The sequence below is a fragment of the Enterobacter cloacae complex sp. P40C2 genome, assembly GCF_014930695.1.
In the GTDB taxonomy this organism is placed as follows: domain Bacteria; phylum Pseudomonadota; class Gammaproteobacteria; order Enterobacterales; family Enterobacteriaceae; genus Enterobacter; species Enterobacter pasteurii.
The window spans coordinates 54,123-78,932 of the sequence record NZ_JADBRP010000009.1 but is presented as its reverse complement, the minus strand read 5'-3'; the positions used below and the strand labels follow the sequence as shown (position 1 = coordinate 78,932).

General features: G+C 57.1%; 18 protein-coding genes and 1 pseudogene. 5 read left to right on the top strand and 14 right to left on the bottom strand.

All coding sequences use genetic code 11. The annotated features are described in order from the left end of the window. Positions 1–18: 18 nt before the first annotated feature. Positions 19–1,740 (bottom strand): acetolactate synthase AlsS, encoded by a 1,722-nt coding sequence (gene alsS, locus IM304_RS15810; RefSeq protein WP_193355972.1) that lies wholly within the window; start codon positions 1,738–1,740, stop codon positions 19–21. Continuing rightward, positions 1,712–2,491 (bottom strand): acetolactate decarboxylase, encoded by a 780-nt coding sequence (gene budA / locus IM304_RS15805; RefSeq protein WP_193356035.1) that lies wholly within the window; start codon positions 2,489–2,491, stop codon positions 1,712–1,714. The genes alsS and budA overlap by 29 nt, the downstream gene beginning before the upstream one ends. 105 nt (positions 2,492–2,596) lie before the next feature. Here budA and IM304_RS15800 point away from each other — a divergent pair, with 105 nt between their 5' ends. Next, positions 2,597–3,493, top strand: coding sequence for a LysR family transcriptional regulator (locus IM304_RS15800; RefSeq protein WP_148419348.1), 897 nt, complete (start codon positions 2,597–2,599; stop codon positions 3,491–3,493). Between the two features lie 227 nt (positions 3,494–3,720). On the opposite strand, the gene cspA is transcribed toward IM304_RS15800, so the two are convergent. Further along, entirely contained in the window at positions 3,721–3,933 is a 213-nt protein-coding gene (gene cspA / locus IM304_RS15795; protein ID WP_022647355.1) for an RNA chaperone/antiterminator CspA, read from the bottom strand. Between the two features lie 850 nt (positions 3,934–4,783). Between cspA and IM304_RS15790 the strand changes: the two genes are divergently transcribed. Next, complete coding sequence (locus IM304_RS15790) at positions 4,784–5,239, top strand: hypothetical protein (protein ID WP_193355971.1); 456 nt, start codon at positions 4,784–4,786, stop codon at positions 5,237–5,239. 267 nt (positions 5,240–5,506) lie between these two features. Here the strand turns inward: IM304_RS15790 and IM304_RS15785 are convergent, their stop codons facing one another. Further along, positions 5,507–6,652 carry a PIN domain-containing protein gene (locus IM304_RS15785; RefSeq protein ID WP_193355970.1) on the bottom strand — a complete coding sequence of 382 codons (1,146 nt, stop codon included), beginning with the start codon at positions 6,650–6,652 and terminating at the stop codon, positions 5,507–5,509. Between the two features lie 415 nt (positions 6,653–7,067). On the opposite strand from IM304_RS15785, the pseudogene IM304_RS22430 reads away from it, so the two are divergent. Further along, positions 7,068–7,240: pseudogene (locus IM304_RS22430) on the top strand (cytoplasmic protein); the annotation flags it as partial. Between the two features lie 244 nt (positions 7,241–7,484). On the opposite strand, the gene IM304_RS15775 reads toward IM304_RS22430, so the two are convergent. The 5 genes from IM304_RS15775 to IM304_RS15755 form a co-directional block, all read right to left on the bottom strand. Beyond that, positions 7,485–7,871 carry a hypothetical protein gene (locus tag IM304_RS15775; RefSeq protein WP_193355968.1) on the bottom strand — a complete coding sequence of 129 codons (387 nt, stop codon included), beginning with the start codon at positions 7,869–7,871 and terminating at the stop codon, positions 7,485–7,487. Between the two features lie 223 nt (positions 7,872–8,094). Next, positions 8,095–8,427 carry a hypothetical protein gene (locus IM304_RS15770; RefSeq protein ID WP_193355967.1) on the bottom strand — a complete coding sequence of 111 codons (333 nt, stop codon included), beginning with the start codon at positions 8,425–8,427 and terminating at the stop codon, positions 8,095–8,097. A gap of 297 nt (positions 8,428–8,724) precedes the next feature. Beyond that, complete coding sequence (locus IM304_RS15765) at positions 8,725–9,069, bottom strand: hypothetical protein (RefSeq protein ID WP_193355966.1); 345 nt, start codon at positions 9,067–9,069, stop codon at positions 8,725–8,727. Between the two features lie 6 nt (positions 9,070–9,075). Further along, positions 9,076–13,308: an RHS repeat-associated core domain-containing protein gene (locus tag IM304_RS15760; RefSeq protein WP_193355965.1), complete on the bottom strand. Its 4,233-nt coding sequence runs from the start codon at positions 13,306–13,308 to the stop codon at positions 9,076–9,078. Positions 13,309–13,325: 17 nt separating this feature from the next. Next, a complete protein-coding gene (locus IM304_RS15755; protein ID WP_193355964.1) occupies positions 13,326–13,763 on the bottom strand; it encodes a DcrB-related protein in 438 nt (145 codons plus the stop codon). A gap of 130 nt (positions 13,764–13,893) precedes the next feature. On the opposite strand from IM304_RS15755, the gene IM304_RS15750 reads away from it, so the two are divergent. Further along, positions 13,894–15,015 carry a YbdK family carboxylate-amine ligase gene (locus tag IM304_RS15750; RefSeq protein WP_148419355.1) on the top strand — a complete coding sequence of 374 codons (1,122 nt, stop codon included), beginning with the start codon at positions 13,894–13,896 and terminating at the stop codon, positions 15,013–15,015. Here the strand turns inward: IM304_RS15750 and IM304_RS15745 are convergent. The 3 genes from IM304_RS15745 to IM304_RS15735 form a co-directional block, all read right to left on the bottom strand. Continuing rightward, a complete protein-coding gene (locus tag IM304_RS15745) occupies positions 14,966–18,100 on the bottom strand; it encodes an efflux RND transporter permease subunit (RefSeq protein ID WP_193355963.1) in 3,135 nt (1,044 codons plus the stop codon). The genes IM304_RS15750 and IM304_RS15745 overlap by 50 nt on opposite strands. Before the next feature lie 9 nt (positions 18,101–18,109). Then, positions 18,110–19,174, bottom strand: a complete 1,065-nt coding sequence (locus IM304_RS15740; RefSeq protein WP_193355962.1) for an efflux RND transporter periplasmic adaptor subunit — start codon at positions 19,172–19,174, stop codon at positions 18,110–18,112. A gap of 111 nt (positions 19,175–19,285) precedes the next feature. Beyond that, complete coding sequence (locus IM304_RS15735; protein WP_193355961.1) at positions 19,286–21,994, bottom strand: cation-transporting P-type ATPase; 2,709 nt, start codon at positions 21,992–21,994, stop codon at positions 19,286–19,288. Between the two features lie 488 nt (positions 21,995–22,482). On the opposite strand from IM304_RS15735, the gene IM304_RS15730 reads away from it, so the two are divergent. Further along, entirely contained in the window at positions 22,483–22,731 is a 249-nt protein-coding gene (locus IM304_RS15730; RefSeq protein ID WP_176610978.1) for a DUF1158 domain-containing protein, read from the top strand. On the opposite strand, the gene IM304_RS15725 is transcribed toward IM304_RS15730, so the two are convergent. Both IM304_RS15725 and IM304_RS15720 read right to left on the bottom strand, forming a co-directional pair. Next, positions 22,717–24,285, bottom strand: a complete 1,569-nt coding sequence (locus tag IM304_RS15725; protein ID WP_193355960.1) for an alpha/beta hydrolase-fold protein — start codon at positions 24,283–24,285, stop codon at positions 22,717–22,719. The genes IM304_RS15730 and IM304_RS15725 overlap by 15 nt on opposite strands. Positions 24,286–24,465: 180 nt before the next feature. Next, positions 24,466–24,807, bottom strand: coding sequence for a RamA family antibiotic efflux transcriptional regulator (locus IM304_RS15720; RefSeq protein WP_148419361.1), 342 nt, complete (start codon positions 24,805–24,807; stop codon positions 24,466–24,468). Between the last annotated feature and the right edge of the window lie 3 nt (positions 24,808–24,810).

The window sequence follows — 24,810 nt, the reverse complement described above, 5'->3', positions numbered from 1 at the left end:
CTCTGTCCTTATATTGATTCACAAAATCTGGCTGAGATGGAGCTGGCCCATCAGCAGCGGGTTATCGCTGTAGTCGACGGGAATGGCCACCACGGCCGGGCCATCGACATCCATTGCCGCGCGCAGCGTCGGCTCGAGCGCAGCCGCGCTCTCCACGGCAAAGCCCTTCGCGCCGAACGCGTCGGCATAGGCCTTGAAATCAACCGGGCCAAACTCCACGCCGGAAAGACGCTGGTATTTCTTCTCTTCCTGGATTGCCACCATGTTGTAGGCGTTATCCACCCAGATGATGTGCAGGATATTGGCGTTGAGGCGCACGGCGGTTTCCAGCTCCATGCTCGACTGTAAAAAGCCGCCGTCCCCGGATACCGAGACCACTTTGCGCCCGGGGTTGACCAGCCACGCGCCAATGGCCCACGGCAGCGCAACGCCCATGGTCTGCTGGCCGTTGGAGATCATCACCTGACGCGCGCGGAAGCTGTAGAGGTAGCGGGCGATCCAGATGTGGAAGCTGCCCATATCGACGGTGAGCGTTACGTCGTTATTCACGATGTCCTGCATGGCGCGCACGATGCGCAGCGGATGCAGGGCAAACTGGTTGAGCGACGCGCCGCGGCGGTCGAGCAGATCCCGCTGATGCTGGCGATCGACCAGAATTTCCGAGGCGCGCTGGCTCAGCTCAAGCTTGCGATCGATGCGGCTGGCGAGCAGGTTCAGCGTGGCGGCAATATCCCCTACCAGCTCCAGGTCAGGAACATATTTGCGCTCCTCATAGGCCGGCAGCACGTCAATATGCACCAGGGTGGCATCGCCGCTGTTCCACATGGACGGCTCGTACTCCACCGGGCTGTAGCCGATGCAGATAATCAGGTCCGCCAGATGCAGCAGCCGGTCGCCCGCCTGGTTGTTAAAGAGACCGACGCGCCCGGCGAAGCGGGTGAAGTGCTCCTGGTTCACCGCCCCGGCAGCCTGATAGGTGCTGGTGACCGGAATACGGCTTTTCTCCAGCAGCTTGTGCAGCGCGGCGCTGTTGGCGGGCTGGCTGGCCATCAGGCCAAGCAAAATAACCGGATTTTTGGCCTTTTCGATAAGCTTCGCCACGTCGTTAATGGCCGACTCCGGTGCCGGGCCCATCAGCGCCGCGCTGCTGGCGGGCAAAATCGCCCCCGTGGTGGGCTGGTCGACAATGTCCTGCGGCAGGCTGACGAACGCCCCGCCCGGCCTGCCCTGCTCGGCGGCGCGAAACGCGTTGGAGACCACCTCGGCAATCGCGTCCGGAGAGTTAACCTCCACGGCATACTTCGTCACCGGGCTGAACATGGCGACGGTGTCCATGCTCTGGTGCACCAGCTTCGCCTTATCCGCCCGCTTCACCGCCCCGCCCAGGGCCACCACCGGGTCGCCTTCGCTGTTGGCGGTGGCGATGCCGGTGATCAGGTTTGAACAGCCCGGCCCGGAGGTGACCAGCGCGACCCCGGCCTTGCCGGTTAGCCGCCCTACCGCTGCCGCCATAAACGCCGCGTTCGCCTCGTGGCGCACCGGGATGATTTCAATGGACGAGTCCAGCAGGGAGTCGAAGACCTTGTCGATTTTCGCACCCGGGATCCCGAACACCTGCTTCACGCCCTGCGCTTCCAGCTGGCCGACAACCATATCGGCGCCGTGCGCCCACTGACGTGACTGTTTATCACTGTTCACGGTAGTTCTCCTGTTAGTTTTCGACGGAACGGATCGCTGCATCAAGATTGCTGGGGTGAAGGTTGGCCTGTAAAAACGCGCTGTCGGCGGGCAGGTCAATCATCAGCTTGTGAATTTCACCGAAGGTGAGCACCCCGCTCTCCAGCTGGTAGTCGAGCAGATGTCCCCCGCCCTGGCGGTCGTCGGTAATGAAGTGTTCGTGGTAGCCCGCCACGTTAATGCCCTGCATATGCTGCGGGGTGCGGAACCCGACCAGCACCCCTTCGCGCTGGTTAAAGCGGAATACCGGCTGGTCGTCCAGCACGTCGGTCATTGCCCGGTACGGCGGCGTCTGGCGCGGTACGGTGCGGGTGTGGGCGTGGCGGAAGTTGCCGTCGATGCGCAGCGCGCAGAACAGGTTATCGGAGGGGATCTGCTTGTCGATCGCGTCGTGGATCTGCTGGCGGCTGACCGGCGCACTGAAGGTGATACGATACTGCGGCTGGAACCAGGTCATCACCGCGAACGGCGTTTTCTGCTCCGGCTTCGCGGCGCGGGCGCTGCCGTCGGCGCGCAGCTGGTACACCTGGCTGCTGAAGGCGATCATTTCGCCGTCCAGCTCGTTAAACGTGCCGAGCCCAAAATCACCGTGTGCCAGCAGATCGGCGATGGTGGTCTCCCCTTCGTACACGCCGCTTAGCAGGGCGCTCATTAGCGATGTCTGATAGATCACGCTGTCAGGATGACGGGCGGAGAACCCGCGCAGGGTCTCGCATAAGCTCGCCTCACAGTCGCATGCGGATGAATGCATCATCATGCTCGTCCTCTTCAACTTTATTTATAAAGGTTAAATAAATGTTGACCCGATTCAGCAGAGAGTTCCAATATAGAATCCATGCTGGTTTGAGACGTTTTAGATATGGAACTTCGTTATCTGCGCTATTTTGTCGCGGTTGCACGCGAGCGACACTTCACCAGGGCGGCCAAAGCGCTGGGTATTTCACAGCCTCCACTGAGCCAGCAGATCAAACGGCTTGAGGAGGAAGTGGGCACGCCGCTGTTCAGACGCCTGACGCGGGGCGTGGAGCTGACCGAGGCGGGAGAAGCCTTCTACGAGGACGCCTGCAAGATCCTGGCGCTGAGCGACGCCGCGCTGGAGAAAGCCCGCGGCATCGCGCGCGGGTTGAACGGCAGCCTGTCGATTGGCATCACCAGCTCCGACGCTTTTCATCCCAAAATTTTCGCGCTTATTCGCCAGTATCAGGTGCAGAACATGGCGGTGCAGGTTCACCAGGTGGAAGCCAATATGTCCTCGCTGACGACGATGCTGGCGGAGGGTGAGCTGGATATCGCCTTCGTGCGCCTGCCGTGCGAGAGCAGCAAGGTGTTCGAGCTAAAAATCCTCGACCGGGAGCCGATGGTGGTGGCGCTGCATCGCGACCATCCGCTGGCGGCGCGCGGCGATCTGGCGCTGGATGAGCTTAAGGATACGCCGGTAGTACTATTCCCGCAGGAGGTCGCGCCGGGGCTGTACGACCGCGTTTACGGCAGCTGCGAGCGGGCCGGAATCGATATGCAACATACGCTGCAATCCTCACAGCTCTCCTCTTCCCTGAGCATGGTTTCCGCCGGCGGCGGCTTCGCGCTGGTGCCACAGTCGATGGCGGCCATTTCTCCGCCGAACGTGACCTACCACGCGCTGAGCTCACCGGAGCTTTATACCGATATCGCGCTCTGCTGGCGGCGCTTTGAACGCTCGCGGACGGTGAAGCGATTTCTGGCGATGATGAGCGAGGGGGAACGGGAGCAGGGATGAACCATTTCAAAAACTGCGGATTGTATTGATACTAAATTTATTGCGAAGCGGGTTTTGAGGCTGAATTGGAAGGGAATATGGGCAGGCTGCTATATACAACTCAGGTGCCATTACCCTTTAAAAATAAATAACCCGCACAGGTGCGGGTTATTTTTTGTCAGTACAGCTTAACTGCTCGGACTAGTGTCTTCATCGCTATCGTATGCCACACTGATATTTAGCGCAGGTTACAGTGGAGAAACGTTTCCAGCTGCAGGACCTTTTGCGCCATTTTCAATGGTAAAGGAAACTTTCTGACCTTCATCAAGCGTTTTGAAGTTGTCGCTCTGAATTGCAGAGAAATGTACGAATACATCTTTGCTGCCGTCGTCAGGGGTGATAAAGCCAAAACCTTTATCTGCGTTGAACCATTTTACTAAACCAGTCATTTTATTAGACATAGATAAATCCTTAATTTATGAGCCACTTAAGCGCGGCGATGATGGCCTGTATTTCGAGAGTTACTTATTTGGCACTTAGGAGGAGGCTCACGAAGAAGGAGTATCTACTGATAACACCTGAACTGAGGACTGCTTTACTAAAACTGCTTTCATAAGGTCTGTATTCCAAACCGATGACGCTATTAAGACACAGCGAAATTTATTGCGCAATGATTATTATTATTTATTTTAACCATTTAAACGCCCGGATGGCTGGTCGCGGTGCCAGACATCGTTCTGGCTTGAGGTCTACCATGTACTACAAAATGGCTACGCTTTCACTGTGCCGGGAGTTTGGGCTGGTTTGTTCACAGGCGGGAAAATCCTCCCGCGCGACGCAGACGTTATTAGAAGGGTTGCTAAAAATGAAAAGGTCTGCGTAAAACGTAACCGCAGTGCAAACTGTGTCCGGCGGCGCTGCGCCTGCGCGGGCCTACGGGTCGTATCGCGGTGGTTTTGTAGACCGGGTCAGGCGTAGTCGCCACACGGCAATGCCCTTCTGGAAGCCGCCTCGCAAACCTGCAAGCAACCTTATGTAATTCAGGGTTATCCCTTTTCATCTCTTCCTCTCGGTCGTACAGTGCCTGCGTTGCGGCACATCCGTAACCGGGCGTAGGAACCCGCACAACATGACACGGCAATTATTTTTGTCGCGACAGCGCTCATCCCGTTAAAATACGGTCGCGCTGGCGGAGCAACCGAAAGGTTGGCCGTTTTGTCATGTGCGGTATTCCTACCTCCGTCAGCGCTACCACCCATGAGCGTAGGAACTTATGTGGTGGTCTGGAGTATGTTTAAAAAGGAAAATCACATGACAACTACCCCTTCCCTGTCTTACGCGCTAACTGAAGAAAGCGCTGTTTATCACCTTCTCCATCTGCAACTTCCGGATTCTGCGGATCTCTTCGAACTGGCTGACGCCTGCACTGCGTATGTGAGCGTGCTGGTGGAAACTGACGACGCGGTGACGTTTGCCACGCTCTGCAAGCGATTACTGGCCGCGCTGAAGCGGCTGCGTGAATGCTGTGACTCAGAGCTACCGTCTTATCTGGTTGAGCAATTGATTACAGGTGAAAAGATTAACTCCTGCGTGCCGGACTGCTGGCAGGAGACAGCGTTACAGTTGGATTATGCTGCGGCGTTAACGCTGGCGGTGATGGGCGGAAGACTGCCTGCGAGCGTGGCGAAAGAACTCACCGGACTGCTGCATGATATGGTCTGGCTGCTGGCGGAGTTTGTGAAGGAGCCTTATATTACGGCGCACTGAGGCGGGTGATGGGAGGCCGGAATACTGCTGAGAAGAAGCAGGATTTCGGCCTTATGCAAAGTACAATGCTGTCTGTTGAATGTCCGTTAAGAGCGAGGAGCGGAAGTTCGCATTTGTCATAACCGCAGGGATGTAGGACTAACATTTGCGTGTGATGATCAACCGGGAGCATGCCAGTACGCTGTACTCCCTAGAATCCTGATGCTTACATTTGAGACTGATTCTCATCGTGGCGTAGCTTAGGATAAGTACGACAACATGTAATTTTTATATTTTTTCCGCATGAAATTCACGACCAAATGGGGGGCTGGTTTTCGTACTATCGTAAAAATTATATTTATTGATGATATTCCCGGCACTATCAACTTCCGAAATTAGATATGTGTCTGTATCATACCCACCTTTTACACCCCATTTAATATGATTGATTATTAGACCATGATCATTAGGTATATTAAGGTATTTACGATATTCATCATCGGGATCAAAAGAAGCTTTTGCTTGTTTCTGTGAATGCTTTATTTCTAACTCGGTAGTAGATTTGACCTCTTCTTCCGTAATTTTCACAGATTTAACCACTTCAGAATCTGTATCAAAGATCTCTAATAAAGCTGAAAGGCTGACGATATGAAATGATTTTCCTTTTGTTGCCTCTCTAAATTCATCAACTAACTCAAACCTAGGATAAAGTGGAGTTTTTCCACTTTGATGCCACCAATCCGTTTTCTCATCTACAGAAACAAAGATAAGATGCTTATCTTTATTTTTTGCGAGATTAAGAATCTCGTGCCAGATTACTAAATCTCCTGCCTGATTCTGATCCTTACTCCTATCTTTATAACCAGGCGGGATGTTTAGCTCATTTCTTCTTTTTAGATCTTTTTCTATAATTGCGAAATCTAGTGCGTCATCATCCAAAATTCTATCAGCTAAGACCTCATGGTACATTTTGCTTACAGGGTCATTCCAGCCCCATGCCTGAACCGCTGAAAGTGTATCTCGAATCTTAGCTTGATAATTCTTTATGGCAATTTTTAGTGATTTTTCTAGTTCAATTAGTTCTTTATATTCGGTCAAGCTCTCAAGTAGTGGATGAACACCAACATAGTTGAAATTTTGATTCGATTTTTTTTGAAGAGCTTCATTTATGTCACTGATTTTTGTAGCTCTATTATCCAAATACTCTCTTACTGCTTGTGCAGGAAGAAACAACTGTTCTCTTTTAGATAGTTTAGTATAAAGTTCTTTGATTGCCTGTACATTCTTAATGTTAGTTGTAAAAGGCAAAAGAAGTACATTTGCATCCAACACCACTAGTGCCTCATCTTTCATTTCAGATATGGGCTGTAACACAAAGCTAAACGAGTCCTTTGGAGAGGGGTAAATCTCTTTTTTGTTAAATTCTTTACTCATATCTTATTCATACTCAATCGTTTGAATTGTTCCCTGAAAATATAGCAAGAATTATGTTTCTTTGTCAGTATAATCTGAGTTATTACTGCAAAAAACCTGACCCAACCGATAACATAAAAAATACGCCTAATCAATATTTTCATATCGGGAAATTATTAAAAATTCTCAGTAACACACTAGTTGCTCCCAAAGTGTGGAGCAATGAGGATTGATCTGTTCCTATATAGCTTGTTGGAAGGTCCACTTTTGGCACAAAGCGGACATTTCTTTCACAGTCACCTAATAAAGTGTTCGCACACATTAAATGAGCGCCTTCATCACGAGCATATGAACACTGCACTCCATCAATGTTTCTACATTATCAACCCACCAACCATCACCTATAATGTTTCCTGTCTGGAAACAAGGGGCAAGGATGCACGTAGTCTCAAGAGCGCCTTTCGACGCATCCACCAGACAATTTTTTAATCAAGCACCCGTTCTGGACGATCTTTACCGGGTACTAAAAAAGGAACACTATCCATCACCAGACGACATGCGAAAGCGCTTTACCAGCCTGGATCAAATGAAATCCGGGAAAAATGGTGGTCATCGTTTTACCGCTGGCATCGATTAAATGCATATCCTGAGCGAGAAGATCATCAAGATAAAAAGGTTTGTTATAACCAGTAAATGTCACCACTGCTCTAGTCACTAAGATGTTAGCTCGTGTCAGGGGGTTCCAGGTTTCATTCGGTTGTAAATATAAGTACGGCAGAGCCCGGCATCCTGCAGCAGGCGGTAACCCTGCCACATGAATGGGTCTACCCGATCGGATAGACATAATTAAATTTTATAAAAATGCTGTTTCGCCACTACCAATTTTCTTCTCTTCAAAACCTTTAAATTTGATGCCAATCCCATGTTCCTCATCTAAATTGGTCGAGAACATGAACCCAAATTCATTGTCCTCATCTGGGGAAAGATAAACTTTCAGCAAAATCAAGTCTTTTACATCCGCACCATAAATACGCTTGCTATATGTCTGGGTTTCAGTTGCGATTTTATCGGAAAAATATTTCTGCTTCTTAATAAGAAAATCGATCTCTTTTTTCATTTTTCCATCGACTGAATCAGATTCAAGGTTTATGCACTGGGCGAGAGAAGGCCCAAATACTGATAAGATTAAATCGACTGAAACACCTTCATCATCTACATAAACATCCAGTTCAAGTGACATTACCTCCCTATTTTTTTGGATTCAATAAGTTGGCTGTTTTCTTAGTTTCAAGAGACTCGTACTTAACCCCGTGATATTTTTTCGAATTGACTTTTAGAACCTCAACGCGGGAAAGACACAACGAAGTGCAGTAATTTTGACTCTAATGGAGCATTAATTATCTGCGGATTAAAAAAAGAGCCGGTAAGGATTATTTACCAACCGGCCACTTACAATATAGAAGTTACTTTCTTGAGAATGGAAAAAGGCATTCCCTAAAAGAACTTTCCTTTACTTCACTTTGAAATTCTCGACCATTTTCAAGTTGTAACTTATCTAATTTAGCCAAAACAAATCTTTCGTTCTCGGTATGGCGTTTATTATAAAAATCAATAGATTGTTGCCCTAAATCATCAATCTCTAGTAGTTTAGAAAAAATAGAGTTAATCAGAGGACTACCTGCGTACATTACAGATTCGGTTTCCTCACAGGAAAATTTTAAATACATAATCGCTTTTTTCAAGGTGACTACCTCACCTTGACTTAAAGTCAATTTTTTTTCTTGGTTATCAGCCACACCTATCTCCTCTAGAATTTATTTCCTCCTGATTAGCTTTCTACATTTTTCATAAGGCATTTTAGATTAAAAAATTATGCAGGTCAGCTACAAGGCCCCATTCAGGTAGTGTTGAACCACTAAATTTGACCTTTGTTCTGATCAGGAAGATGTTCTAACCATGCCAGCATGCTTCAAGTTTCGTTTGGATCGTAAATAAATATAAAGCATCTGCTATATTTAATAAATAAAAAAAAACAAAACCCAGTTAAACTCTATTTAATTAACTGGGTTTAAAGATCATTTAAAACAGTTTACTCATTGAGGTAATTTATCAGGGGCCCAGACTGATCTTTCCCATTTTATATTACCATTCCTTAAAGTTTCCTTTATGAAATCTTCAAAATTGGAATTAAAATAGTCATCAGATGTTATCGTGATTTCAAGACTATAGTTTTCATCGCATAAAAATTCGCTTAACCTATCTTCTTTATCTATAAGCGTTACAGTAAAACCATCACACTCAGTTTTAGCGATATAACGCCCCTCATCATCCTCGCAAACCAGTGTTCGTTCAAACACCTGCTCTAACTTTGTAAGCAGCTCTTTAAATGATATATCTTCAAGCAATACAAAGCTTAACCATCGTTTATGTATACTCATTTTCTCCTACTTACAGCCGACTTTGTGCTGAACATCACCACGCCTTGCCATGTCGCTTAACTCATGGCTCTTAAAAATTCTGAAACCGAAAGGTTCTTCTCTTAAACCAGGTAGGGTAGAACGTAATTTACTATCTATAGACGCTTCTATTTCGCTCATTCCTGCAATTTTTGATGCATCACGGCGTCTGTTAGTAAATACAGGTTCATTAGCTAAATAATCCGATTGAATAAAAGCATCCACATCAAAATTATTGAAATTTATAGGTCTAGAAATATTAGGATCATGTGCTTTACTTATGCCGCTTGCGACACTTCCTCGATAACCAATAGTTGCATTAGGGTCAATCGCTTGTATCGCTGGTAAATGCTCACGAAGAACAGCATCAATTTGCTGTTGTACGCTATTTAAATTTGTTAAACCCAGCGGATCAATCCAACCCAACGGATTCGGCGCATACTGATAAAGGTTCCACCCGCCATTCAGCCCAATCGGATCCTGCACAATAAACCGCCCGACCTGCGGGTCGTAGTAGCGGAACAGGTTATAGTGCAGTCCCGTTTCACCGTCAGCGTACTGCCCGGCGTAGCGCAGCGGCTGGTGCGCCATCGCCGTGCGATGCACAAACCTTGAGACCCCTTCGCTCTGATGGCGCACCTCGCCAAAGCTGCCGTACTGGCCGCTCCAGCGCACCGCGCCGCGCTCGTCGGTCACCTCCAGCGGCGCGCCGTTCAGGTCGGTACTGAACCAGTAAATCTCACCGCTGCTCTGGTCATGAAGATGATCCACCCGCGCCAGCGGGCTCCAGGCCTCATTCGGGTCGTAGATATAGGTGCTGCACGGCCCGGTATCCTGCTGCTCCTGCAGCAGGCGATAGCCCTGCCACAGGAAGCGGGTGTTGGTGGTGCCGTGCGCGGTGGTGACGGTTTTGCGCGTGCGGCGGCCCAGCGCGTCGTAGTGGTAGCGCGCCTCAAACCGCCCTTCCGGCCCGGTTCCGCGGGCGGATACCAGCCGGTTCTCGGCGTCAAACGCATAATGCTGCTCGTACAGCCCGATGCGGCGGCTGACCAGGTTGCCCCAGGAGTCGTATTTCATGAACAGCGCCTGCCAGTGCCGCAGGCGGTTGTCCGTGACCGGCGCGGCATCGTCACTGGCGGCGAGGTTATCCGCCGCGTCATAGCTGAACTGCGCGCGGCTGTAGCCCTGTCGCGCCTCGTAGTGCTTCAGCAGACGCCCTTCGGCATCGTAGCCGTAGTCCACCTCACCGCGCAGGGTGTCGCTGACCCCGGAAAGCTCGCCGCGCGCGGTGTAGCGATACAGGCGTTCCAGTAGCGCCTGCTCCGGCAGGGTCACGTTCGTGCTCAGTTCGCTGCGCTGCAGGGTGCGTCTGCCGAGGCTGTCATACTGACGAAGCTGCTCGCGCGCGCCCTGGGTGCGGCGCACCTCGCGGTGCAGGCGGTCGCGGGTGAACTCGGTCACCAGCTGCTGCCCGAAGCGGATGGCGCTGACGTGGCCGGAGCCGTAGTGCAGCCAGGCCAGCTTTTGCCCGCCGGGCAGCGTCAGGCCGGTCAGGTTGCTCAGTGCATCCCATTCATAGCCCACCGCGCCGTTAATGCCGGACTCGCTCAGCACGCGCCCGGCGTCGTCGTGGCGGTAAGCGATCTCATTGCTTTCAACACCCAGGGCAACGCCTTCGGCGGTTGGCGTGCGGCGGATGCGGGTAATCTGGCCGCTCGGGTCGCGGAAATAATGGTACTCCGCGTGGCGCTGGGTACGCCCAATCAGCAGCCCGCTGTCGTCATAGCGGAACTGCTGGACGCGACGGGCAATGCCGCCGTCGGCGGCAGGCCGGCCGTTTTCTTCGAGCGCGCAGAGGAACCCTCGCGCGTCCCACTGCATATGGCGCACGGTCTCGTCCGGGCGCGTTTCGCTGAGCGGGCGGCCCACGGCGTCGTAGGTGAAGCGGTATTCCGCCCCGTTGCCGTTATCGAGCCGCAGCAGGTTGCCGCGCGGGTCGTAGCGCCACTGGCGCACGCGGCCGATACGGTCGGTGAGGCTGACAGGGAGGCCGAGCGCGTTATAGGCCCAGCTCACCTCGCTTTCCAGCGGGTCGCGCCAGCCCGTGAGCTGGCCGCGTTCGTTCCACACCAGCGACTCGCGGCTGCCGTCCGGGTGGATTACGGCGCTGAGCAGCCCGGCACGGCTCCACTCCCGGCGGGTGATATTCCCTTCCGCATCTTCGCTTTCAACCAGCTGCCCGAAGCGGTCGTAGGTGAAACGGGTCACGCTGCCGGAGCAGTCGGTGCGCTGCGTCAGCAGCCCCTGGTGGTTCCAGACCAGACGCACCACGCCGCCGGTGGCGTCGGTGATGCTCTCCGGCAGGTTTTCTTCATCGTCGGGATAGCCATACGCGCTGGTGCTACCAACCGGATCCGTTTCCGACAGCAGACGACCGCGAAGGTCGTACATGGCCTGCGATGAGGTGCCGTCCGGGTACACCGTGCGGGTGATGCGGTCGGTCAGGCGATGCCAGTGATACTCCGTGCGGCGGCCCGCCGGGTCCGTCTCGCTGGTCATGCGGCCATATTTGTCCCACGTGCTGCGGCGCATCGCGCCGCCCGGCAGAATGACGTCGCAGAGCTCGCCGTCGCGGTAGACAAACGTCGTCTGGCGACCGTCGTAATCCGTGAAGCGCGCGACGTTGTCGTCGTCATCCACCAGCCAGTGCGCCTGCGCGCCGTCTTCGCGGGTCGCGCGGCGGGTGCCGTTATCAAAATCGTATTCGAACGTCAGCCGTTCGCCGCCGCTGTGGCGGAAGCCGACCACGCGCGGCAGGCCGTCGATCTCCTGCCAGCGGTATTCGCTCAGCAGGCCGTTGGCGTCCTCGTGGGCGCTCATCAGCCCGTCCTGCCAGCTGAAGCGTCGGCGCACGCTACCGCCCCGGCCGGTCACGGAGACCAGCTGGCGCTGTTCATCATAAGCGTAACTGACCAGGCAGATCTCGTCATCCAGCCAGGCGCCGAGGAGCCTGTCACGGTCGTAGCGGCAGACCACGCGCTGACCCGCGCTGTCGGTCAGGGCATGCAGGGTATTATCCGCATTCCACTCGAAGAGGATATCGTTGCCGCAGGGTTCAGAGATGCGCTGGAGCAGCGACGGGGCATCATCCCGCAGCGGCGCATAGTGCCAGCGCTCGCCGCTGACGTCATACACCGACCAGCTGTCGTCCTGGTGATGTTCAAGCCAGTTTTTTTCGCTCTCGCAGTAGGTGCGCATGCCTTTCGGCACTTTCGGGAAGGCGACGTAATCGCCGGACGGCGCGCGCCACACCAGCCCGTCCTGATAGGGCTCCAGGCGGCTTTCCCAGAACAGGCTCCAGCCGCGGCCCAGCACGCTGTCGCCGGGGTTGCCGCTGCGCCAGTAGCGCTGCCAGCGCACCGGCAGGCGCGAAGGCAGGACGAAGTCCAGCTCATCATCCCCGCTGAGAAACTTCTGTCCGCTGACGATATCCACCGGGCGGGCGATGATCCCCGCGGCCGCCACGCCGGTCATCAGCGTACCGGCACGGCAGGCGATGCGGGCCAGCTTATTGATGCCGGGGATTTTGCCCAGCAGCTTAGAGAGTGCCCCGACTTTGCCGGCCGCTCCGCCCCAGCCGCCGAGAAGCCCGGCGAACAGCAGGGTCAGATCGGAAACCTTATAGAGCCACTCGGGCACTTCAGACTGAATGGGCAGGGTTTGCTGCGGATCGCCGCCGATAATAACGTTGTCCGAACCGGTCATCACCTTCGCGTCGCAGGTGGTGCGATCCCCGATGCGGGACGCAGGCTGGCTGTTAATGGAGACTCGCTTAGAGCCTTCGGCCATCTGCTGCGAGCCGTCGTCAGAACAGTCGACGGTGCTATCGGTGGCAAGGGCGGCGGGTTTACCGTTGATAAACACGTTGGGCGAGCCGGAGGTGATGACGCCTTTCTTCGTCATGCTGGACGCCCCGGCGTCGGCTATGCTGTCCCGGGCGGCGGTCGCCAGCTCTCCGGTGTAATAGCCCACGGCGAGGCTCGCGCCAACGAGCAGGACGCCCACGCCAAGACAGGAGGCGCCGAGACCCGCAATAAACATGGCCCCCGCCAGAATGCCCCCGGCGGCGGCAATCAGGCCACCGACAATCGTTCCGGCAATCATCCCGGCCAGCGCACCGGAGTGCCCGATATCATCATCAACGCGTGCAGCTTCAAACATAACGACTATCCCTGATGTTAATCGTGGAGGCGAAAGCTCCTGAGAAGATCGCCCAGCAGCGCGCCGTCAGCATCGCTCAGCGCACGTGCGCAGGTCATGGTGAAAACCAGAACGTTATCGCCATCGACGTTAAAAACGGCCTGCTGCTGCCAGATGCGCTTCGCGTCGCGCAGGTAGCTGGCGTGGACGATTTCGCCCTGTGAAAGGCTGTCGCCAAGCGTAGCGGCGCGGCGCTCACCCTGCTTCCAGCCTTTAAGATGTTTTGCCATCAGGGCGAGCTGGCGATCGATATACGCGGCAAGCGCTTCGCCGGGGTTGAGGGCATCGCGGGAAATGTTGAACGCGGGCGCATCCCCGGCAGGCAGCGCGAAAACGTTGACGGTACGATCCTGATATCCATCAGGGAGGCTGATAAGCCCTTCATTTATATGGTACTTCGGAGATGATTCTGACATTGAGCGGGTCCCACCACATTTTTCAGAAGCAGCAAGTTTCTCATATGTGTTTGATACTGACTATCCCCCTGAAAAGAGAGAGCCGCGTCCGTTGTCTATACTCAACACACAACAGACAACGGAGTGCGCCATGCCCTTACCTGATTTCAAATCCTCTGAACCCTACACGCTCGGCATCGAGCTTGAGCTTCAGGTCGTCAACCCGCCGGGCTACGACCTGAGTCAGGACTCCTCCGCGCTGATCGCTGCCGTTAAAGACGACATTAAAGGCGGCGAGGTCAAACATGACATCACCGAAAGCATGCTCGAAATCGCCACCGGCGTGTGCCAGAACATCGACCAGGCGGCGGCGCAGCTCTCGGGGATGCAGCAGAGCATCCTGCGCGCGGCGTCCGAGCAGCATATTCAGATCTGCGGCGGCGGAACCCATCCGTTCCAGAAGTGGCAGCGTCAGGAGGTGTGTGACGATGAGCGCTATAACGTCACGCTGGAGCGCTTTGGCTATCTGATTTTACAGGCGACGGTGTTCGGCCAGCACGTGCACGTGGGGTGCCGAAACGGGGACGACGCCATTTATCTGCTGCACGGCCTGTCGCGCTTCGTGCCGCACTTTATCGCCCTCGCCGCGTCCTCCCCCTACATGCAGGGCACGGACACGAAGTTCTCCTCGTCGCGTCTTAACATCTTCTCCGGGTTCCCGGACAACGGCCAGATGCCGTGGGTCAACAGCTGGCAGGAGTTCGAAGGACTTTTCCGCCGCCTGAGTTCCACCAGCATGATCGACAGCATTAAAGATCTGCACTGGGACATCCGCCCCAGCCCGCACTTCGGCACCGTGGAGGTGCGGGTGATGGATACGCCGCTGACGCTCGGTCACGCCATTAATATCGCCGGGCTGATCCAGGCCACCTCGCACTGGCTGCTGACCGCGCGGCCGTATAAGCATCAGGAGCGGGATTTTCTGCTGTACCGCTTTAACCGTTTTCAGGCGTGCCGCTACGGGCTGGAGGGGATCCTGACGGACGTGCATACCGGCGAGCATAAAACCGTCGCGGAAGACATAGCGTGGCTGCTGGAGCAGGTTGCGCCGTCGGCCGAGAAGCTCGGCGCAACGAGCGCGATTAAGGAAATTGCCCTGCTGTTAAAGCAGGGCAAGAGCGAGGCGCAGCGCATGCGCGACTTTATCGCCGACGGCGGCTCGCTTATTTCTCTGGTTCAGAAGCACAGCGAGCTGTGGGCGACGAGTCCGTAAGGGCGTGCCCCCACTCGCGCAGGCGCTGGAACAGCACGAACAGCGCGGGGATGAAGAGGATCCCCACCACGGTCGCCACCAGCATGCCGCTGAACACCGTGGTGCCGATGATGCGGCGGCTCTGGGCACCGGCTCCGGTTGCCAGCATCATCGGCAGGACGCCGATAATGAACGACACGGCGGTCATCATCACCGCGCGAAAGCGTCGCGACGCCCCTTCCCGCGCGGCATCAACGATCGCCATCCCGTCCATTCGCCGCGCGCGTGCAAACTCCACGATAAGGATCGCGTTCTTGGCGGCAAGGGCTATCAGCAGCACCAGGCCAATCTGCACGTACACGTCATTGGCGTAGCCTGCGATCCACAGCCAGACCAGCGCCCCGCCGATGGCGAACAGCACCGAGAGCATCACGCTCGCCGGGAGCGTCCAGCTCTCGTACTGGGCGACGAGGAACAGCCACGCCATCACCACCGCCGCCAGAACGATCCATATCGCCTGATTGCCGGTCTGCTGCTCCTGATATGACATGCCGCTCCAGGCATAGTCATAACCCGCGGGCAGGCTCTGCGCCAGAATCTCGCCCATCGCCGCCATCGCGGTGCTGCTGCTCACCCCTTGTGCTGCCGAGCCGCTCACCGATACCGACGGGAACTGGTTGTACTGCTGGATAAAGGGCGCGCCAACGGTCGGCGTGATGGTGACGAGGTTGCTCATGCGCACCCGCTCGCCGCTGTTGCCGCGCACGAACAGCTCGCTGATTTGCTCCGCGCGCTCGCGCCACTGCATCTCGTTTTGCATCACCACGTGGTAGACGCGGTTGTTGACGCTGAAATCCCCGGCGCGCGTGCCGCCAAAGGCGGTTTGCAGGCTGCTGAAGATGTGGGACACCGGCACGTCGAGGCGGGCCGCGCGCTCGCGGTCAACGGTCAGCGTCAGCTGCGGCACGTTGCTGCTCCAGGTGGTGAATACGCGGCTCAGCTGCGGGTGCTGGTTGGCTTTCGCCAGCACCTCACGCGTCACGCGCTCCAGCTCCGCCGGGCTCTGCCCCGCCTGCGCCTGTATGCGCAGGTCGAAGCCGGAGGCGTTGCCCAGCCCCGGCAGCGTCGGCGGCGCGAAGGTCATGATGGTCGCTTCCGGCAGGGCCAGCAGCTGGCGCTGAAGGGTGCCCATCACCTCGTCCAGCGGCGGACGCTCGCTCCAGTCCTTCAGCATGATGGAGATAAACCCGCCGTTGGAGGCGCTGGTGCCGTTGAGGATGTTAAACCCGGACACCTGAATCACGTCTTCAACCGCCGGATTTTTGGCAATCAGCTCGCGCGCGGTGGTCATCACCGCCTCGGTACGCTCCAGCGACGCCGCTTCCGGCAGCTGGACGCTGGCGAAGAAGTAGCCCTGGTCCTCCTGCGGCAGGAAGCCCTTTGGCATCGACGTAAAGCTGAACGCCACGACGGCCGCCGCGCCTGCGGTGGCCAGCAGCGCCAGCCACGGGCGCTGGTTGAACATCGTTACGATGCGGGTGTAGGCGCCGCGCGTGGCGTCCAGCCCCCGGTTGAACCCGCGGAAAATCGCCGCAGGCTTCGCCGGGCGCGGGCGCAGCAGCATGGCGCACAGGGCTGGCGTCAGGGTCAGCGCCACGAGGCTTGAAAGCGTCACGGCGGTGGAGAGCGTTACCGCAAACTGGCGGTACAGCTCGCCGACGATCCCCGGTAGCAGCGCCACCGGCACAAACACCGCCAGTAGCACCAGCGTCGTGGCAATCACCGGCCCGGCAATCTGGCGCAGCGCCAGGGCGGTGGCCGCCGTGCGGCTCTGCCCTTCCGCCATCAGCGTTTCGACGCTCTCTACCACCACGATGGCGTCATCCACCACCATGGTCAGCGCCAGAATAATGGCAAACAGGCTGAGGGTGTTGGCGGAGTAGCCCAGCGTGTAAAGCACCGCAAAGGTGCCCACCAGCGACACCGGAATGGCGAGGGCGACAATCAGCGTTGCCCGCCAGCTCTGCAGGAACAGAGACACCACAACGACCACTGCCAGCATCGTCAGCGCCAGGGAGACGCCGATCTCTTTGATGGTGGCGGCGACAAAGGTGGTGGTGTCGAACTTCACCTCATACGCCAGGTCGTCCGGGAAGCGCGTCGAGAGGCGCTCCAGCTCCGCGCGCACCGCGTCGGCGACGCGCAGGGCGTTGGCGGACGGGGTCGGATAGATGCCGAGGTAGGCGGAGTCATGCCCGTTCAGCTGCGCGCCGGAGCTGTAGCTGCGCGAGCCGAGCTCGATGGTGGCGATATCCTTCAGGCGCACCAGCTGGCCCATCTCCCCCGCGCGGATAATAATGTCGGCAAACTCTTCGGCCTGGTTCAGTCGCCCCAGCCCGTTGATGGTCAGGGTCTGCTGCTGGCCGTTGAACACCGGCGGCGTGCCGACCTGGCCCGCCGCGCCCTGCACGTTCTGCTCGCGCAGCGCCTGCGCTACGTCGTCGGTCGTGACGTTCAGGGCGTTCATGCGGTCCGGGCGCAGCCAGATGCGCATGCTGTAGTCGCGCGCGCCAAACATCTGTACCTGCCCGACGCCCGGCAGACGCGACAGCGCCTCGCGCACCTGGGTGCTGGCGTAGTTGCTGACGAACAGCGGCGTGTGGGTGTTGTTCGGTGAGTAAAGACTTACCCCCATCATCAGGTTGGTGGCGCGCTTGCGCACCTGCACGCCGTTTTGCTGCGCCTCGGCGGGCAGCTGCGCCAGGGCCTGCGCCACGCGGTTTTGCACGTCGATGGCGGCAAGATCCGGGTCGGTACCCGCCGCGAAGGTGATGTTCAGGCTGTAAGTGCCTTCATCAGCGCTGGTGGACTCCATGTAAAGCATGTGGTCCACGCCGTTAAGCTGGGTCTCCAGCGGCGTAGCGATGGCTTCCGCCACGTCAGCCGAGCTGGCCCCCGGCCAGCTTGCAGAGACGTTGACCACCGGCGGCGTGATCTGCGGATACTGCTCCACCGGAATAATTTTCAGCGCGATGGCCCCCAGCAGGGTAATGACCAGCGCAATCACCATCGCGAAGCGCGGGCGTTTGATGAAAAACGTCAGCATGATGGCTCCTTAATTCAGTATCTGGACGGCAGCGCCGGGCTGTACGCGCTGCGCGCCGTCAGCAATCGCTCGCTCACCGGGCTTCACGCCGGAGGCGATCTGGACCTGCTGGCCAATCTGCCCGGCAATTTTCAGCGGACGCATTTCGGCTTTGCCGTCGGCGTTAACCACCCAGGCAAAGAACCCGTCGCCGTTCTGCTGGACCGCGGCGGCTGGCAGGGTCAGCACGGGCTGTTTGCTGACGGGTCGCAGAAACACATTCGCATTGCCGCCGGGCAGCAGCTGATGGCGCGGGTTGGCGAACTCGGCGCGCAGCATCACGCTGGCGGTGCGCGGGTCGATGCGGTTATCCACCGACGTCAGCTCGCCGCTGATGCGCTCGCCGTTGCTGTCAATAACGGCCTGCCAGGCCTGTTTCATGGCGCCGATATCCGCATGCTGTCCGGCTTTGGTGGCAAACGCGCCCTCTTCCAGCGCAAAGGCGATGCGGATGGGATCGAGCTGCACCACCTCCACCAGCACGCCGCTTGCGGGGTTGACCAGGCTACCGACGTGGAAGCTGCTGTGCCCCACGCGGCCGTCAATCGGTGAGGTGATGCGCGTGTAGTTAAGGGTGACGTTGCGGGTCTCCAGCCGGGCTTTCGCCTGCTCGAGGGCGGCGCTGGCAACGTCGCGCTGCATGCGGGCGTTGTCCACGTCGTGGCGGCTGATGGCGTTGCTGCTGCCCAGGCTTTCAAAGCGGGAAAGCTGCTGCTGCGCCTGACGCAGCGTGGCTTCGGCGCTTCTTACCTCGGCCTGCGCCAGACGCACGGCGGCGCGCGGCTCGGCGTCGTCCAGCTCAAACAGCACGTCACCTTTTTTGACGTACTGCCCGTCGCGGAAGTTGATTTTAGTTATCACGCCTTCCGTGCGCGCGCGCAGCTCAACGGTGTGGATGGCTTCGATGCGGCCCGGGATCTGGCGCCCGGCGGCGTGGTCGATCTGCTCCACGGTGGCAACGCGAACGGGGATGGCGGCGGCAAAGGCGGGCTGCAGGGTAGCGGCGAGGAGTGCGAACAGGAGCGGGAGTTTCATGGGAGTACCTCAGTATTTTCCCCTCACCCTAACCCTCTCCCCAAAGGGGAGAGGGTACGTAAACACCCTCTCCCCTTTGGGGAGAGGGCAGGGTGAGGGGTAAGGTTTTAGTTATGCAGCCTTACGGAACCTGCGGGTGAGTCGCTTCTCGATTTCGACGACGAAGAACATCACGCCCGCTACCGCAAGCGTCACGAACCAGTAGCGCAGCGGCAGCGCTTCGGTGCCGAACAGCATCTGCATAAACGGCAGGTAGATAATGGCCGCCTGGAGCAGGAACAGTACGCCCGTTACCAGCCAGATCCCTTTGTTCGCCAGCAGGCCGCGGTTCAGGGAGAACCCTTCGGTGTTGCGGCAGTTAATCATGTACACCCACTGGGCGCAGACCAGCATCTGCAGCAGCACGGTGCGGATGAACTCCGCGCTGTGGCCGCGCGGGGCCAGCCAGGCTTCGAGCGCAAAGGCGGCGATGGCGATCATGGTGCCGACGAAGGCCACGCGCCAGACGGCGTAGGCGTCCATCACGTGCTGCCCGGTCTGGCGCGGCGGGCGGCGCATAATGTTGCGCTCGGCGGCTTCAAACGCCAGGCCGAAGGAGAGCGTGGCGGAGGTCGCCATGTTCATCCACAGGATCAGCACCGGCGTCAGCGGAATGATGTTCCCCGCCAGCAGCGCAATCACAATCAGCAGCCCCTGCGCCAGGTTGGTCGGCATGATGAACAGGATGGTCTTCTTCAGGTTGTCGTAAACGCGACGCCCCTCTTTCACCGCGCTGGCGATAGTGGCGAAGTTATCGTCCGTCAGGACCATGTCCGCCGCCTCTTTGGTCACTTCGGTGCCTTTGATGCCCATCGCGATGCCCACGTCGGCCTGACGCAGCGCCGGGGCATCGTTCACGCCGTCGCCGGTCATGCCGACGATTTCACCTTTCTCCTGCAGCGCTTTCACCAGGCGCAGCTTATGCTCCGGGCTGGTTCGGGCGAAGATGTCATACTTCACCGCCGCATCCGCCAGCTCGGCGTCGTCCATTTTTTCCAGCTGATAGCCGGTCACCGCCTGCTCGCTGTTGGTGATCCCCAGCATCTGGCCGATGCTCATCGCCGTCTGCGGGTGATCCCCGGTGATCATCTTCACGCGGATCCCCGCCTGCTGGCAGGCGCCGATTGCGTCAATCGCTTCCGGGCGCGGCGGATCCATCATCCCGGCGATGCCGAGGAAGATCAGGCCGTGGCTCAGGTCGTCGTGCGTCAGCGCCTGCTCGCCGTTTGCCGGCCTGAATGCTGCCGCCACCATGCGCAGCCCCTGACGCGCGTAGCGCTCCATCTCGGCTTCCCAGTAGCCCAGGCTGAAGGCTTCCGCACCGTTACGGGTCAGCTGCTGCGCGCACAGGGCGAAAATCACGTCCGGCGCGCCGGTGATTAAAATCTGCTCCTCACCGCCAATCTGGTAGTGGGTGCTCATGTACTTGTACTGCGAGTCGAACGGGATCTTGTTAACCAGCGTGGTCATGACCGGCGCCAGGCGGGCTTTCGCCGCCAGCACCTTCAGCGCGCCCTCGGTAGGCCCACCGGTGATGCCCCACAGACCGCGCTCGTCCTGAATCAGCTGGCTGTCGTTACACAGGTCAACGGTGCGCAGGTACTGCTCCAGCACGGTGCCCGGCTGGATCTGCACCGGCTCGTCGCTGCCTTCCAGGTAGATATTGCCCACCGGCTCGTAGCTGTTGCCGTCCACGCGGTAGCAGGCGTCAGCGGTGATGATGGCTTTGACCGTCATCTCGTTCATGGTCAGGGTGCCGGTTTTGTCCGAGCAGACCACGGTCATCGCGCCCAGGGTTTCAACCGTAGGCAGCTTGCGGATGATGGCCCGCTTGCGCGCCATCGCCTGTACGCCGAGGGAGAGGATGATGGAGATGATCGCTGGCAGACCTTCCGGTACGGAGGCCACCGCCAGGCTGATCAGAGAGAGCAGCAGCTCGCCCATCGGGATCTCGCGGAACGCCAGGCTGAAGATAAACAGCGCGGCCATCATCGCCAGAATAATGGCGAAGATCGCCTTGCCCAGCTTATCCATCTGCACCAGCAGCGGCGTGCGGTGTTTTTCGATGCCCGCCATCATCTGGTTGATGTGGCCGAGTTCCGTCTCCTGCCCGGTGGCAATTACCACGCCGACGCCACCGCCCGCGCTTACCGTCGTGCCGGAGAAAACCAGGTTCGTGCGGTCGCCCAGCGGTAATTCGCCGCTCAGCGGATTGGTGTGTTTGTCCACGACCGTGGATTCACCGGTCAGAATCGCCTCTTCAACGCGTAAATTATGCGCTTCAATTAAACGCATATCCGCCGGAATACGATCCCCCGCGCGTAAAACAATAATATCGCCCGGGACGATTTCCGTCGTCGGTATCGTTTCATGGTTGCCGTTGCGAATAACGCGCGCTTCGCTGGAGAGCATATTGCGAATACTCTTCAGTGATTTTTCCGCGTTGCTTTCCTGAATGTGGCCAATTAAGGCATTGATGACCGCCACGCCAAGAATGACCAGCGTATCGACCCAGTGCCCCATTACCGCCGTTAAAACGGCAGCCGCCAGCAGAACATAAATCAGCACGTCGTTAAAATGCGCGAGAAAACGCAGCCAGCCCGGCTTGCCTTTTTTCTCCGGCAGCGCGTTAGGGCCATGTTTTTGCAAACGCGCCTGCGCGTCTGCCCGGTCCAGGCCGCTGGCCTGGCTACGGGTGTGAGCAAGTACCTGCTCGACGGACTGCTGGTACGCCTGCCCGCCTGCGGGTGGCATATTCTGTGAGAGATTTTTTTTGGTCATGGTATTTTTCCTTCAATATCCGGTGGACGGAAGCCGGAATTCCTTTCTGGCTTTAATTAATTCATTTTTAAGTCTTGCGGGTTAAATTGATCTACCGCAATATAATGACTACCAGGTTATTCAAAACTGATTAAAATTATTTCTACGCGCTGATTTTTACAAAATATTTCTAAACCAACATTAAACGAGGAGGAAGCATGTTTGGTATTTATCGCGGACGGCGCCTGGCGTTATACATTGTCGCAGCCATTGTTATTGCCACGTTAATTGGCTATAGCACCTATAGCTTTGTAAAATTATTTTCGTAAGAAATACGTTTATTTACATAACGCGATATTAATTTAATCGCCCCGGGAATAATATTCTTTTCTGGTTATTTATTCGCAGAATAACGGTGGCCTTTGACTCAATTTTGCCCGCCGGGATTATATTGCTTTACGTTTCAGGATGCCGGACAATGACATTTTTAACTGACGATTAACATTACGATGAAACACCCGTTAGAATCGCTGCTTACCGCGGGAGGCATCTTATTGCTGGCCCTGCTCTCCTGCCTGCTGTTACCCGCGCCGTCGCTTGGGCTGGTGCTGGCACAAAAGCTGGTTCAGACCTTTCACATGGTCGATCTGAATCAGCTTTACACCATCCTGTTCTGCCTGTGGTTTTTAGCGCTCGGCGCCATCGAGTTCTTTATCCTGCGTTTCGTCTGGCGCCGCTGGTTTTCACTGGCGTCGTAAGCCGGTGAAATCGCGCATCCCGTGGATCAGCGCTTCACACCAGGCCGCATAGTCGTGCCCGCTGGACCACGGATGGAAGCTGACGCGGTAGCCTTTCTCCCGCAGAATCTGTTCAAAATCCAGGGTGGTACGATAAATGCCGCCGCCCGGCCCCGCGGTTTCAAACTTCCCGGCCTGAAGCCAGAAGCGTACCGGATAGTGCGGCGACTGCTGGTACTGACGCGTCAGCCAGCCGGGCGCTTCGCCCTTTGGCGCCCACCAGTAAGAGCCGGAAAGGCTCAGCACGTTGCCAAACAGGCGCGGGTAGCGCAGCGCCACCCATGACGACGCAATGCCCCCGTAGCTTGACCCCGCCAGCACCGTTTTCTGCCGCTGCATCGCAATGCCCTGCCCGCGCAGCCACGGCAGCAGCTCGTGCGCCATAAAATCGGCGAAATCCGGGTTCGGCGGCAGCTCCTTGCCGCGTCGGGCATGATCGAGGCTGTCGATAAAAACCACGTTAATCGCCGGCAGGCGATGGCGGGCAATCAGACCATCCAGCGCGTTGGCAAAATGATACTCGTCCTGATAAATCTGTCCGTCGAAGAGGATTAACGTCCAGCGTGCGGGCTGTGCGCCGCGCGGTTTGTAGATCGTCACTTCGCGAGAATTGCCGAGGATGGTGCTGCTCAGCATCTGGCGGCTCAGCGTCCCGTGCACCAGCGGCTGTGCCGTAGCCTGGACGGAGCAATAGCGCGCCGGGCTGAGATCGAGCAGGGATGAGCGATTCCAGCGATCGGACTTCTGTTCCCCAAAGGCGTTCGGATTAAGCGGATCGGCCTGCGCGCTCACCAGGATCGCGCGGCGCTGGTCGCGAGGGGAGCCCTCAACGATCGGCACATCGGGCGCGAGCTTGTACTGCATCACCGTGTCGGCGGGCACCACGTAGCTGCGGAACCAGACGTCGCTGTTGCCCAGTCTGAACAGCGGATCGTGATCCCCCGCCGGAGAGCCGAGAATAAAGACGTTATTCCGCGCGCCGCGCCACAGGAAGGTCACACGCCTGTGGCGCGCGTCCACCGGCTCCACCATCGGCGTTCCCTCCCGGATTTGCGCCTGCCAGAACGCGTCGGTACTGCCACCGGCAGCCACCGTTTTTGCCAGCGCCCGAAGCGTCGGGCTTTCCGGCTCCAGCATCTGCACGCGCGGTAACGCGGAGGTCTCTTTCATGCGCCACTGAAAACGCCACGGCTTGCCCGCCTCGCCGCGCAGCAGCAGGGAGGTGCCCTGCTTCACCGGCAGGGCAAAAAGCAGCGTGTGCTCACCATCCGCAGGCCCGCTTTCGACCAGCGTACGGATGCGGCGGTTTTGCTCGTCCAGCAGGCGTGCATCCGTCACGCCGTTCAGCGTGGCGGAAACGTAATTTTCACCCAGCTCGGGCAGCAAAAAGCAGACTTCTCCGCTGGCGTCAAACTTTCCCTGAACGTCTCCCAGCAGGGACGACTGTTCGCACGTTGCCGCCACGGCGGGCAGCGCGCCGATCCCCATCAGCAACCCACTCCATACCCTTTTCATTAATGCTTGTTCCAGAACGAAATTTGGCACTAACGCTAATGCAAATGTTAATGATTTGCAATATCATCAAATTATTACAGTCGAAGGACGTTTAGTAGGGAGAGGGTGAATTATCGCTGCCAGGAAGGGTTTGTCCCCTCACCCTAACCCCTTTGGGGAGAGGGTGACGAGAGAGGTATTTCAGTGCGCCCGACTATGATTCTCTTTGCGGTACGCGCCGGGCGGCTGGTGGAAGGTGCGGGTGAAGATGCGCGTAAACGTCTGCTGCGAGTCAAAGCCGTAGCGCAGGCAGATGTCGTAGACGCGTTCATCTGATTCACGCAGATCGCGCGCCGCCAGCAGCAGCTTGCGTTCGCGGATGTAGCGCCCCAGACTTTCGCCTTTGTACTGCATAAACAGCCGCTGCAAATGCCATTTTGAGTAACCCGCGTGGCGGGCAATCTCCTCGATGCGTAACGGCTGGTGTAGATTGTCATCGATCCATTCGACAATGGTTTCAATGACCTGAGCGGAAATCGTCATACT